11 protein-coding genes are annotated in these 13,129 nt (G+C 31.7%); 5 read left to right on the top strand and 6 right to left on the bottom strand.

All coding sequences use genetic code 11. The annotated features are described in order from the left end of the window. Positions 1 to 44: 44 nt before the first annotated feature. Both DIU01_RS09190 and DIU01_RS09195 read left to right on the top strand, forming a co-directional pair. Entirely contained in the window at positions 45 to 1,085 is a 1,041-nt protein-coding gene (locus tag DIU01_RS09190) for a formimidoylglutamase (RefSeq protein WP_290833730.1), read from the top strand. Positions 1,086 to 1,152: 67 nt separating this feature from the next. Beyond that, complete coding sequence (locus DIU01_RS09195) at positions 1,153 to 2,403, top strand: DEAD/DEAH box helicase (RefSeq protein ID WP_290833732.1); 1,251 nt, start codon at positions 1,153 to 1,155, stop codon at positions 2,401 to 2,403. Here the strand turns inward: DIU01_RS09195 and DIU01_RS09200 are convergent. The 6 genes from DIU01_RS09200 to DIU01_RS09225 all read right to left on the bottom strand — a co-directional run bounded on the left by DIU01_RS09200 (position 2,400) and on the right by DIU01_RS09225 (position 10,545). Continuing rightward, entirely contained in the window at positions 2,400 to 4,607 is a 2,208-nt protein-coding gene (locus DIU01_RS09200) for a response regulator (protein WP_290833734.1), read from the bottom strand. The genes DIU01_RS09195 and DIU01_RS09200 overlap by 4 nt on opposite strands. A gap of 87 nt (positions 4,608 to 4,694) precedes the next feature. After that, on the bottom strand, positions 4,695 to 6,389 hold the full coding sequence (ettA, locus tag DIU01_RS09205) for an energy-dependent translational throttle protein EttA (protein WP_290833736.1): 1,695 nt from the start codon (positions 6,387 to 6,389) through the stop codon (positions 4,695 to 4,697). Positions 6,390 to 6,512: 123 nt separating this feature from the next. Next, positions 6,513 to 8,000, bottom strand: a complete 1,488-nt coding sequence (locus tag DIU01_RS09210; RefSeq protein WP_290833738.1) for an aminotransferase class V-fold PLP-dependent enzyme — start codon at positions 7,998 to 8,000, stop codon at positions 6,513 to 6,515. Positions 8,001 to 8,093: 93 nt separating this feature from the next. Then, complete coding sequence (locus tag DIU01_RS09215; protein ID WP_290833740.1) at positions 8,094 to 8,732, bottom strand: response regulator transcription factor; 639 nt, start codon at positions 8,730 to 8,732, stop codon at positions 8,094 to 8,096. Positions 8,733 to 8,749: 17 nt separating this feature from the next. Beyond that, positions 8,750 to 9,529, bottom strand: coding sequence for an ATP-binding protein (locus tag DIU01_RS09220; RefSeq protein ID WP_290833742.1), 780 nt, complete (start codon positions 9,527 to 9,529; stop codon positions 8,750 to 8,752). Positions 9,530 to 10,149: 620 nt separating this feature from the next. Continuing rightward, positions 10,150 to 10,545 carry a hypothetical protein gene (locus DIU01_RS09225; protein ID WP_290833744.1) on the bottom strand — a complete coding sequence of 132 codons (396 nt, stop codon included), beginning with the start codon at positions 10,543 to 10,545 and terminating at the stop codon, positions 10,150 to 10,152. Positions 10,546 to 10,759: 214 nt separating this feature from the next. Here DIU01_RS09225 and DIU01_RS09230 point away from each other — a divergent pair, with 214 nt between their 5' ends. The 3 genes from DIU01_RS09230 to DIU01_RS09240 all read left to right on the top strand — a co-directional run. Then, the gene (locus DIU01_RS09230; RefSeq protein ID WP_290833746.1) at positions 10,760 to 11,353 is read left to right on the top strand and encodes a hypothetical protein; all 594 of its coding nucleotides are present in this window, start codon (positions 10,760 to 10,762) and stop codon (positions 11,351 to 11,353) included. A gap of 11 nt (positions 11,354 to 11,364) precedes the next feature. Then, complete coding sequence (locus tag DIU01_RS09235) at positions 11,365 to 12,351, top strand: SH3 domain-containing protein (RefSeq protein WP_290833748.1); 987 nt, start codon at positions 11,365 to 11,367, stop codon at positions 12,349 to 12,351. Positions 12,352 to 12,446: 95 nt separating this feature from the next. Continuing rightward, the coding region (locus DIU01_RS09240) for a protein adenylyltransferase SelO family protein (protein WP_290833750.1) at positions 12,447 to 13,129 on the top strand (683 nt) is incomplete at its 3' end.

Raw genomic sequence — 13,129 nt, forward strand, 5'->3', positions numbered from 1 at the left:
GTATTTCTTTATATAATTAGACTATTTTTGAACAAATATTTTTCATGGACAAGCTTATTCGATTTACAACATCCGATTTATCAAAAGTCACTAATTATAGAAGTGGCGAAGTAAAATTTGGCGAAAAAATGGTAGTAATACCTCAAAATGAAGATGTTTCTACCTTTTTAAAGAATTGCGAACCTCAATTTGTGCTGTTCGGAATTCCAGAAGATATTGGTGTACGAGCCAATTTTGGTCGACCTGGAGCAGATTCGGCTTGGGAAAGTGCCATAAAAAGCATTGCAAATATCCAACATAACCGATTTTCTAAAGGATATAATATTGTAGTTCTTGGACAACTAGACGTTTCAGAAGAAATGGAAGCCATTCAGCATTTGGATTTTCATAAAATTGAAGATCGCAAAAAAATGAGCGAACTTGTTGTGAAAATCGATAAAGAAGTCGCTCATATTATAAGTCAAATTGTAAAAGCAGGAAAAATTCCAATTGTAATTGGTGGCGGACACAATAATGCCTACGGAAATATCAAAGGAACCGCTTTAGCAAAAGGAAAACCAATAAACGCAATCAACTTTGATGCTCATTCCGATTTTAGAATTTTGGAAGGAAGACACAGCGGCAACGGATTTTCGTATGCGTATGAAGAAGGATTTCTCAAGAAATATTTCATCTTTGGATTGCACGAAAGCTATACTTCTAAAAGTGTTTTAGACCGATTAAAAACTTTAAAAGACCGCGTTTTATACAATACTTATGACGCTGTAAAAATTAAAAAGACAAAAGATTTCAATTTAGAAATGCATCTAGCTCTTGAATTTATAAAAAATGACAGCTACGGAATTGAAATTGATTTAGATTCGATACCTAACATTCCGTGTAGCGCCATGACCTTGAGTGGTTATTCGGTAGAAGATTTGCGTCAGTTTATATATTTCTTCGGACGACATGAAAATGCGAGTTACATTCACATTTGCGAAGGCGCACCAAGTTTAGACAACGAAAAAAATAATCACTTGGTAGGAAAATTAATTGGTTACTTAATCACCGATTTTATTAAGGCCAAAATGGAAAATGAATCTTAACATTCCTTTTCGTTAAATATAACCTATCTTTGCAACCAATTTTAACGATGCAAGTAGCATTACATTTATGACATTCAGCGATTTAAACTTATTAAAAAACATACAACAATCATTAACCGAAGAAGGTTATGAAAACCCAACTCCTATTCAGCAGCAAGCCATTCCTATTATTATGGAAGGAACTGATTTGGTTGGTTGTGCACAAACAGGAACCGGAAAAACGGCAGCTTTTGCAATTCCAATTATAAATTCATTGCATAGAATCGTTGGTTCATCGGCAAAGCGAAAAATGATTAGAACTTTGGTGGTAACGCCAACTAGAGAACTTGCAATTCAAATAGACGAAAGCTTTAATACCTACGGAAAATATACCAATATTCGTTCTATGGTTATTTTTGGTGGCGTAAGTCAAGTACCACAAGTTGACCAATTAAAAAAAGGAATTGACATCTTAATTGCAACTCCAGGACGATTATTAGACCTTCATAAACAAGGATTTATAGATCTTGACCACATGCATCATTTGGTTCTTGACGAAGCCGATCAAATGCTTGATATGGGTTTTATTAACGATGTAAAAAAGATTGTAAAACTTACTCCAGATAATAGACAAACGCTTTTGTTTTCGGCTACAATGCCAATGGCAATTCGTGAGCTTGCTGATACTTTTTTAACGAAACCAAAATATGTTTCGGTTGATCCAGTTTCATCTACTGCAGAAAAAGTAAATCAAAAAGTTTATTTTGTTGGAAAAGAAGACAAACGAAAGTTGTTATATCACATCATCAGAAATGATAAATTAGAAAATGTACTGGTTTTTACACGAACAAAACATGGTGCCGATAATGTAGTGAAAGCGTTAAAGAAAAATAACGTTACTGCCGAAGCTATTCACGGAGACAAATCGCAAAATGCAAGACAACGCGTTTTGGATGCCTTTAAAAACAAAGAAATTTCGGTTCTAGTTGCTACAGATATTGCTGCAAGAGGAATTGATATTGAAAGTTTACCTTATGTTATCAATTTTGACATTCCGAATATTTCTGAAACCTATGTTCACCGAATTGGAAGAACAGGACGTGCTGGAAATACAGGTTTAGCCATTTCATTTTGCGGCAAAGACGAACAACCTTATTGGAAAGATATCGAGAAATTGATTAAAATGAATATCAAAGTAGAAAAAGAACATCCTTATCCTTACACCAATGAAGTTCCAAATCCAGATGCAAAACCCGATTTGAGAAATAAAAAGAAACCCGAAGCTGCCAATTCAAGAAAATCGGATGCTTCTAAAAAGAATAAAAAACGCTGGTATTAATCAGCGTTTTTTTTGTTTATTATATTGGTGATTATTTGAAATAATTTTACTGGTTCGAATGGTTTTATAATAATATCATTCATTCCCGAGGCAAGTGCTTCTTCTGTTATTTCTTCTTTATCAAATGCTGTTAATGCTATTACCGGAATAGTCATTCCTTTTTTTCTAATCAGTTTTGTAGTTTCAAATCCGTTAATAATTGGCATATTGATATCCATTAAAACCACATCAAAAGTTTCTGATTCTAATAAATTTATGGCAGCATAACCATCATCAATTATTTGACATTTAAAATTATTTCCTTCAAGAATTTTCTTAGTTACAATTTGATTGATCTTATTGTCTTCAACCACAAGAATTTTATAAAAATTTGTAGACGACAAATCGACTTCAATACTGTTTATGATGTCGTTGCGTTGCGATTCATCCGACTCAAATCCGATTGTGAATGTAAATGTTGTTCCAACTCCTTCTTCACTTTCTAATTCGATGGAACTACCAAAAAGATCGGCCAATTTCTGTACAATCGATAATCCTAAACCTGTTCCTTGATAATCGCCTTCTTTGCGTTCTATTTGAACAAATTTTTCGAAGATTTTCTCTTGGTCAACTTTAGCAATTCCAACTCCAGTGTCACTTATTTGAAATTTAATAAAACTTTTGGTTCCTTCTACTCTATCTAAATCGGCAATAATTTTTACCTCACCATTTTTAGTAAACTTTAAAGCATTACTCACCAAATTCATGAAAATTTGAGAAAGACGCAATTTATCACCGATAATAAATTCGGGAATCGACGAATCGATTTGTAAAACCAGTTTATTATTGTTTTTAACTGCAATAAATTCTAATGATTCAATAATGATTTTAATCTCATCGGAAATATTGAAAATCATGTTTTCTAAAACAATCTTATTTTCCTCAATTTTATTTATTTGAAGCAAATCATTTACCAGTGAAAGTAAATATCGAGCAGAAAATTTAAGCGAATTTAAATGCGGACTGCTTGCCAACTCTTTGTGTTCTTCTAATATAATATTGGTAATTCCAACAACACCATACAAAGGTGTTCGCAGCTCATGGCTGATTGTAGAAACAAATTGGGTTTTTAATTGTGATGCAACTTCGGCTTTTTCTTTGGCAACTTTTAATTCCTCATTGGCAATTTTTAATTCTTTATTAGATTGATCTCTAAATTTATTGTTTTTATATAAAGAATACAGCAGCAATAATAGAATAAAGAATATAATTACAAAAAGTAGAACAATAAGTTTAGACTCTTTTAAATCTTTAGATTGCTCGTCTTTTTCACCTTCAATTCTATTGATTTGACGTTCCAATTCATCAAGTTCTATTTCTCCTCCAGCAAGTTTTGCTTTCTTGACACGTTCTTCATTGTAGACTTTTTCTTTGAGTTCATTGTGAAGATTTAAATAAAAATAGGCTTTTTCATAATTTTTATTGCTCTTATAATGTGTTGCAAAATCATTATAAACATCACAAATATTGGAATCTAGCAACTGCGTAGTATTAAGTTTGCTCAAACGTATTGCTTCGTTAAAAAATGTTTCGGCTTTAGCATTATCCTTCAAGTGGCTGTAATAGGATCCGTACATTGAGCACATTGAAATTTTTGCCTCAAGTTGATCACCTTTTCCAACAAAGTCTTTAATACCGTTCAAATATTCTACTCCATTTTTAAAATCATTAATGGCAAAGTAGGCTGAGCAAATATTCAAACGAGTATACATTATCTCGATTGAATCTTTAATTTTTTCTGAGTAGAATAATGCTTTTTTATAGTACTTTATACTTGTTTTAAAGTCATTTTTCCTGTAGGAATAAAGACCTCCTAAATTGTTATTAACCCAATCTTTAATAGAATCATTATCAGTTAAATTGGCATGGTAAAGTGCTTTTTTATAGTAATTTAATCCTTTATCAACATCGTAAAATTCTTCAAAATTTAACGCAATAACATTATAAGCTTTAGCCATAAGCGCATCATCTTTGCGAAGATGAGCATCATTCAAGGCAATTTTAGCAAGCTTTAAAGATTTATCAACATCTAAATTAAAAAAAGCATTTCCTGCATCTTGCAGCATCTTTTCAATTTCTTTTTTTGAACGAATTTGTTCTTGAGAAAAAGCAAAATTCTGCAGAATTAAAGCAAATAGAAGTAGGTATGTTTTTTTAATTTTCAAATTTTGTAATAATTTGTTTTTCTGATCGTGTTAATTTTACTAAAAACAAAAAATCCCAAATTTAATTGGGACTTATTGCAAATATAGTTAATTTCTTATTAACTTTTTATATTTAAGACGTTTTGGTGTTAAATCACCACCAAGACGTTTCTTTTTATTTTCTTCGTATTCAGAGAAACCACCTTCAAAGTAATAGACTTGAGAATCACCTTCAAAAGCTAAAATATGTGTACAAATTCTATCTAAAAACCATCTATCGTGCGAAATCACTACAGCACAACCAGCAAAATTCTCCAATCCTTCTTCCAAAGCTCTTAGCGTATTAATATCTAAGTCGTTGGTTGGCTCATCCAGTAAAAGTACGTTTCCTTCCTCTTTTAAAGTCATGGCAAGATGCAAACGGTTTCTTTCACCACCAGAAAGTGCCGATACTTTTTTGTTTTGCTCGCTTCCACCAAAATTAAAACGTGAAAGATAAGCACGCGAATTTACTTGACGTCCGCCCATCATAATTAATTCTTGACCATCACAGAAGTTTTCCCAAATAGATTTATTCGGATCAATATTAGAGTGCGATTGATCTACATACGCTATTTTAACTGTTTCTCCAGTTTCAAATGTTCCGCCATCTGGAGTTTCTTCGCCCATAATCATTCTGAAAATAGTTGATTTTCCAGCTCCGTTTGGTCCAATGATTCCAACAATTCCTGCTTGAGGCAAAGTAAAATTCAAATCATCATATAATAATTTGTCGCCAAATGCTTTTGCAACTCCTTTTGCTTCGATAACATTAGTTCCCAAACGTGGACCATTTGGAATGTAGATTTCTAATTTCTCGTCTAATTCTTTTTGATCTTCGTTTAATAATTTATCATAGTTTTGAAGACGCGCTTTTTGCTTGGTTTGTCTTCCTTTTGCTCCTTGACGAACCCAATCCAACTCACGTTCCAGCGTTTTTCTACGTTTGGAAGCTGTTTTTTCTTCTTGTTCCATACGTTTTGACTTTTGATCTAACCAAGAAGAATAATTTCCTTTCCATGGAATACCTTCACCTCTATCTAGCTCAAGAATCCATCCAGCAACATTGTCAAGGAAATATCTATCGTGCGTTACTGCAATGACAGTTCCAGCATATTGTGCTAAATGTTGTTCTAACCAAAGTACAGACTCGGCATCCAAGTGATTGGTTGGCTCATCTAGTAATAAAACGTCTGGTTGTTGCAATAATAATCGGCATAATGCTACACGACGACGTTCACCTCCAGATAAATGTTTAATTGGTGTATCGCCTTCTGGAGTACGTAAAGCATCCATTGCAATTTCTAGTTTGGTATCCAATTCCCAAGCACCAGAAGCATCGATTTTATCTTGTAAATCGGCTTGTCTGTCCATTAGTTTTTGCATTTTATCTGCATCTTCATAAACTTCTGGCAAACCAAACATGTCGTTGATTTTATTAAATTCTTCAAGAACTGCAACCGTTTCGGCAACACCTTCTTTAACAATTTCGATAACCGTTTTTGTATCATCTAAAATTGGTTCTTGTTCTAAATAACCAACTGTGTAACCTGGCTGAAAAACAACATCTCCTTGGTAGTTTTTGTCAACTCCAGCAATGATTTTTAATAAGGATGATTTTCCAGAACCATTAAGTCCAAGAATACCAATTTTTGCTCCATAAAAGAAACTCAAGTAGATGTTTTTCAACACTTGTTTATCACTTCCTTGATACGACTTACTCAATTTTTGCATTGAGAAAATTACTTTCTTATCGTCTGACATAGTATTATATTAAATTTTTGATATTAGATTTTTGATATTAGATATTAGATATGTGATATTTGATATTTGATATTTGATATTTGATATTTGATATTTGATACTAGATATTAGATTTTTGAATTCTTAAATTTTAAACCAACTCTCGACCATTTCTTTTTCAGAATTTAAAGCGTTTTTGTGATTAAATTCGTTGGTTTTTCCGTTGTAAACATAATCCATTTCCCAAGATTTATGATTTTCGGCTAATGCTTTTATGCTATCGCAAACATATTTTATTTCTTCTGAAGTTGTTGTTGGATGAATAGACATTCTAATCCATCCTGGTTTTCTAATTAAATCGCCAGAGGTTATTTGGCAAACTAAATCGTGTGAAGTTTCTTGATCTACGTGAAGTAAATAATGACCATACGTTCCGGCACAACTGCATCCGCCACGAGTTTGAATTCCGAATTTATCGTTTAATATTTTTACACCTAAATTAAAATGCAAATCATCAATATAAAACGAAATTACTCCTAACCTATCTTGATGTTCTTTGGCTAAAATATTGATATTTTCGATGCTTCCTAATTCATCAAAAACATATTCTACCAATTCATGTTCACGAGCTAAAATATTTTTTACACCCATTTGCTCTTTCAACTGAATGGCTAAAGCTGTTTTAATAACTTGAAGAAAACCTGGGGTTCCACCATCTTCACGATCTTCAATATTGTCGATGTATTTGTGTTCACCCCAAGGATTTGTCCATGAAACGGTTCCGCCACCAGGACAATCGGGTACAGTATTTTTATATAAATTTTTATTGAAAACTAAAACACCTGAAGTTCCTGGACCACCAAGAAATTTATGTGGTGAAAAGAAAATAGCATCTAAGTAACTTTCTGGATCTTCTGGATGCATATCGATATCAACATACGGACCAGAACAAGCGAAATCTACAAAACACAAACCTTTATTTTGGTGCATTATTTTAGCAACTTCGTGGTATGGAGTTCTAATTCCAGTAACATTTGAACACGATGTAATTGATGCAATCTTGAAATTTCTGTCTTTGTATTTTTCTACTAATTTTTTAAATTCATCCAAACAAAACAATCCGTTCTCATTGGCAGGAATCACTTCTACATCTGCCATAGTTTCCAACCAAGAAGTTTGATTAGAATGATGTTCCATGTGGGAAATAAAAACAATTGGTTTTAACTCTTGTGGTAATTCAATAAACTCTTTTAAATTTTCTGGAATTTTAAGTCCTAAAATACGTTGAAATTTATTGACAACACCAGTCATTCCGGTTCCAGTGTTTATTAAAACATCGTCTTCTGTAGCGTTTACGTGATGTTTGATAATATGTTTTGCTTCGTGATATGCCAACGTCATTGCCGTACCAGAAACTGTAGTTTCAGTGTGCGTATTGGCTACAAATGGACCAAATTCATTCATCAATTTTTCTTCAATTGGTCGGTATAATCTTCCGCTTGCAGTCCAATCAGTGTAAATGATTTTTTTAGTTCCAAAAGGAGAAACAAATTCTTGATCAATTCCGATAATATTTTTTCGGAATTGTTGGAAGTAAAGTTCTAATTCGGTCGTTAGTAATGTAGAAGTCATTTCAGTAAAATTATATCATCGAAAAACAGAATACAAAGATATAATTTTAGTTTGTTAAAAGAGTAACCAAAAACGTTGATTTTCATCAAAATTTTAAAGCATAATTATTCGGTTTTTGATGGCAAATAAAACCAAACCTATTCTAGTTTTTACTTCCAATTTCGCAAATAAATGTTCCCGATAACCATCAATTGTTTTTGGGCTTAAACACATTTCGTTTGCAATTTCTTTATAAGTTAACTCGGTGCAGGCCAATTTTATAAACTCTATTTCACGTTCTTTTAAAACATCTTTACTGTCTTTATTTTCGATTTTATGAATCAACAATCCCGAAATCATTTTGGTGTAATAAAACCCTTTATGATAAACATCAAGTAAAGCTTCTTTAAAAATTGCTGGTTCGGTATCTTTTAGCAAATAACCTTTGGCACCATTTGTGAGCATTTTTATTATTGTAGCATCATCATCATTAACCGATAATGCCAAAACTTTCAAATCGGGATGATTCGATTTTATCCATTTCATAGTTTCAATTCCGTCCATGATTGGCATATTTACATCCAATAAAACAATGTCTGGTAAAGAAGATTCTATAGCGATATGATTTATAAATTCCTTACCATTAGAGAAAGTTCCAATTACATTAAACTCTTCAAAACTTCCAATTAAATAGGATAATGAATTTGAAAATAAGGAATGATCGTCAACAATTATGATGTTTATTTTATTCATAGTTATTCATCTTTACATTAATTTTCTGCTGGTATTGGATATTGAATTGTTATTTTAGAACCTTGTGAAGAAGATGCAATCGATAAATTGGCACCAATTAATTTAGCACGAGTTTTCATATTTAAAAGTCCCGATCCTTTTTTACAGCTATCAACACTAAAACCTCTTCCTTTATCGCTTATTTCAATTGTACAAATTTGGTTATTGAATTTTATCTTTAAATCGATAACTTCGCTTTGAGAATGCTTCAAAATGTTAGAAATTGATTCTTGTAAAATTCTATAAATAATGGTTTCGTGTTCGTTGTTTAAGGAAACAACTTCGCCTTCTAGTTCCAACGAACATTCAATATTTTTAAATTTTTGAATGCGTTCCAAATCATCACTCACGGCATCAATAAAATTGGAGTCAATTGTAACATCACCATTTATTAGCTTTGCTAAAATCCGAATTTCATTGAGTGATTTGCTTATTAATTGTTTGGTTTCTACTAATTGGCATCTAGAAAAATTATCTTTTTGCTCTAGCATCATGTTCATTTCCATTAAGGCAACAGAAAGTATTTGACCAATATTATCGTGCAATTCTCTACTTACGTTGGTTAGGGTTTGTTCTTTAATTTCGATTTTAGATTTTACTAATTCTGATTGAAAAATAAGTTCCGATTCGATTTTATCTAGTAAAAACTCAGACTTCTTTTTTTGGAAATAATAGAACAAAATAAATACCGTCGTAAGTAATGTAAACAATACAATACTGGAAGATATTATTAATAATTGTATTTCTTCTCGCTCCATACAAATCCGATTATAAAACAACAATACATTAGTAAATTTAGAAAAAATAAAATCAAACTTAACACATTTTCATTATAATCGATTAAAAACCATTCAAGTGATAACATAAATGGTAAAAAGGGAACATGAAACAGCAAAACACCTATGATAAACCAAAAATAGATGGACTTTTGAAAATCCATAATCTTATTAGAATTGACAGTTTCAAAAAAATACCTACAAGATAAAAATACAACGAAACTAATACCTAAGGCAAAACTTATGGTATCAATTCTATTAATACCCAAATCAAAAAATAAACGATTGACGAGAAAAAAAAGAAAAAATGAAATCAGAAAAAAAGAGGCTATGTACTTAAATTTCATAGAGTTCAAAAGTTTTCTTAACAAAAATATATAATAAGAAAAGCTTACTAGGATATAAAAATTAAAGACAACGTAATTTAATAAATTCGTCCACTTTGTGAAATTTAAACCTACAAACTCTGTTAGAACAGAAAACCAAATCATCGCTACTACCGATTTAGCTTTATTATTGGGCAATTTATGCAAGAAAATGATTCCTACAATGCCCGCAAATAAAGCTAAATAAATAATGTGAAATCTAAGGTTTGCTACCATTTATCGGCCGTATTCAATTTTTGGTGGATGTCCAATCGAACCATAATTTAACAATTCCATATCGGTCATATCTTGTGCAACCTCAGTAGAATTGGGTACTTTGCAAGTTGGAGATAAGAAAAGTGTTGTATATCCGGCTTTATCAGCAGCTTCATTATCAGAATAAACTCCTAAATAAAAACGAATTCCGTCAACATCGTGTCCTTTTGCAGCGCCTTCAGTTTTGATATAATCAATATAATTTTGAAGTTCTTCGATAGAAAACCAAACGGCGTTCGCATCCTCTTTTCCAATCGAATCTTCAATTATTGGCGCACGCTTTGAGTTGTAATTTTCATTCAATTCCATTCCTTTTGCAACACTAATCAAATTTGCTGGTCTTTGGTAATTTCCCATAATAAATTTAGTTTTAAAGTTTTTCAAACTTAATTTTTAAATACATCTTTATCAAGGGGAAAAACACCCTTTTTTTAGAGTTTTTTCCCTATTTAAAATGGGGTAATTGACTCTACTTCTACCTATTAAAATTAATAATTTTACAAAACAAAAACTCACATAATAATTCATAGGAACGATTTGTTTAAGACTATCTAAAAAACTTAATTAAAATATGTTAGCAAGTAAAGAAATACGATGGTTTTTTGAAAAAGAAAACAAAGAAATTACAAAGTGGTTTTTAAAGAAAAATCTAACCATCACTACCACAAAACCGAGAACGGATTATTATAAAAAACTCAACCAAGAAAATTTATGTATCAAACTTTGCGAAGGAACTATAGAAATAAAAGAACGAATTGGTAAAGTAACTAAAAAGCAAATGGGAAAGTTTGCCTTCGGTTTCATTGAAAATTGCGTGAAATGGAGTTTTAATGTAAAATTGGAAGATCTTCAAACTAAAGAAATTATTTATGATGAAAATCCTGAATGGATCGAAGTAACTAAAAACAGAATTGGATTAAAAATAACGCATGATGCAAACGGAAATTATTTGTTTCTACCCACTACTGATTGTGTAGATTATGGCTGTCACATTGAATACGCCCGAATTCAAGCTAATGGAAAATTTCTATATTCTTTTGGATTAGAATGGTTTGGCGATAAATATATAGAAATTGACACTACTTTAATTGATGAAATTACTAACACTAGTATTCTTGGATGTTTAGAATCTTTTGGATACGCTGAATTTTTAAAACGATTATAAAACTAGAACTAATGAAAACTAAATACGGATTCAAACTTTTTTCCATTCAAGAATTTGAAAATTACATAAAAAATATAAAAGTTGGACGAACCGTTTTATACATTCAGCAACACCACACCTATTCACCAAATTATGACTTATGCAACGATATCAATCAATTGGAGTTGCAAAAAGGAATGAAAAACCACCATGTAAACACCAATGGTTGGAGTGATATTGGTCAACATTTTTCTACTTTTCCTGACGGTTCTATTGCCACTGGACGAAGTATTGAAAATTCTCCTGCATGCATTTACGGATTTAATGCTAATGCAATATGTATTGAAAACGTTGGGAATTTTGATACAGGAAATGATGTGATGACAAGGCTTCAAAAAGAGACTATTGTAAAAATGACAGCACTATTATGCGCTAAATTTAACATTCCAGTTTCAAGTGATAGAATTGTTTATCATCATTGGTTCAATCTTGCTTCTGGCGAGCGAAATAATGGTGCTGGCGGAAATAAATCGTGTCCTGGAACTGCTTTTTTTGGAGGAAATAAAGTAGCCGATTGCGAATCTAATTTTTTGCCATTAGTTCAAAATGTTAAAAATCAAATACCAACTCCTACTCCAATTTCAATTTTAGAATACCGAATAATTACTGCCAACAAATTAAACGTTAGATCATTACCTTCTTATACAAGTGAAAAAGCTTTAGATAGAGATGCCATTCCTCTAGGTTCTGTTTTACGAATTTTTGAAGAAAAAAACGGATGGTATAAAATATCAAGTTCATCATCTCATTGGATAGCAGGACGACACACTGAAAAAGTTACTCGTGCAACTGTTACAGCAGATACCTTAAACATTAGAAATGGTTCTGGAAGTAATTTTAGTATTGTAGGAAGTTTAGCAAAAGGAACCGAAATTTTCATCACCGAGGAAAAAAACGGATGGTGTAAAATTGGACTAGAAACTAAATGGGTAAAAGATACATTTGTCACCAAAACCTAAATCAAATTTAATAATTTGATGAATTTATCAATATGTTAAATAAATACCTATCTATTACTTTTTACGTAAATTTGTATACCATTCAATTAAAATAAATGCAATTAAAAATTAACAATCGATTTTCTAAAGAACTAACTGCCGATACTAGTGAAGTTAATACTTCGCGCCAGGTTTTAAATGCCTCCTTTTCTTTTGTAAATCCAAGAATTCCATCCAATCCAAAGTTGATTCACGCTTCTGAAGAAGTTGGAGCTTTACTAGGAATTTCACCCGAAGAAACGCAATCAGAAGAATTTACAAATGTATTTTCTGGCAAATCAATTTTACCAGATTCAAGACCTTATGCTATGAATTATGCTGGTCATCAATTTGGAAATTGGGCTGGTCAATTGGGTGATGGAAGAGCAATTGTTTTAGCAGAAGTGGAACATAATTATCAATCTTTAATGCTCCAATTAAAAGGAGCTGGATCTACTCCATATTCAAGAAGAGCTGATGGTTTGGCCGTTTTACGTTCTTCAATACGTGAACATTTATGTAGTGAAGCAATGCATTATTTGGGTGTTCCTACAACGCGTTCATTATCGTTAATTTTAACTGGAGACGAAGTTTTACGTGATGTAATGTATAACGGAAATCCCGAATATGAAAAAGGTGCAGTTGTTTGCAGAGTTGCTCCTACTTTTATAAGATTTGGAAGTTTCGAATTGTTTTCATCGCAAAATGATATTGAAAATTTACAAAAGTTAGCCGATTTTACCATAGAACACTATTATCC

This window comes from Flavobacterium sp., assembly GCF_003525665.1.
Lineage (GTDB): Bacteria > Bacteroidota > Bacteroidia > Flavobacteriales > Flavobacteriaceae > Flavobacterium.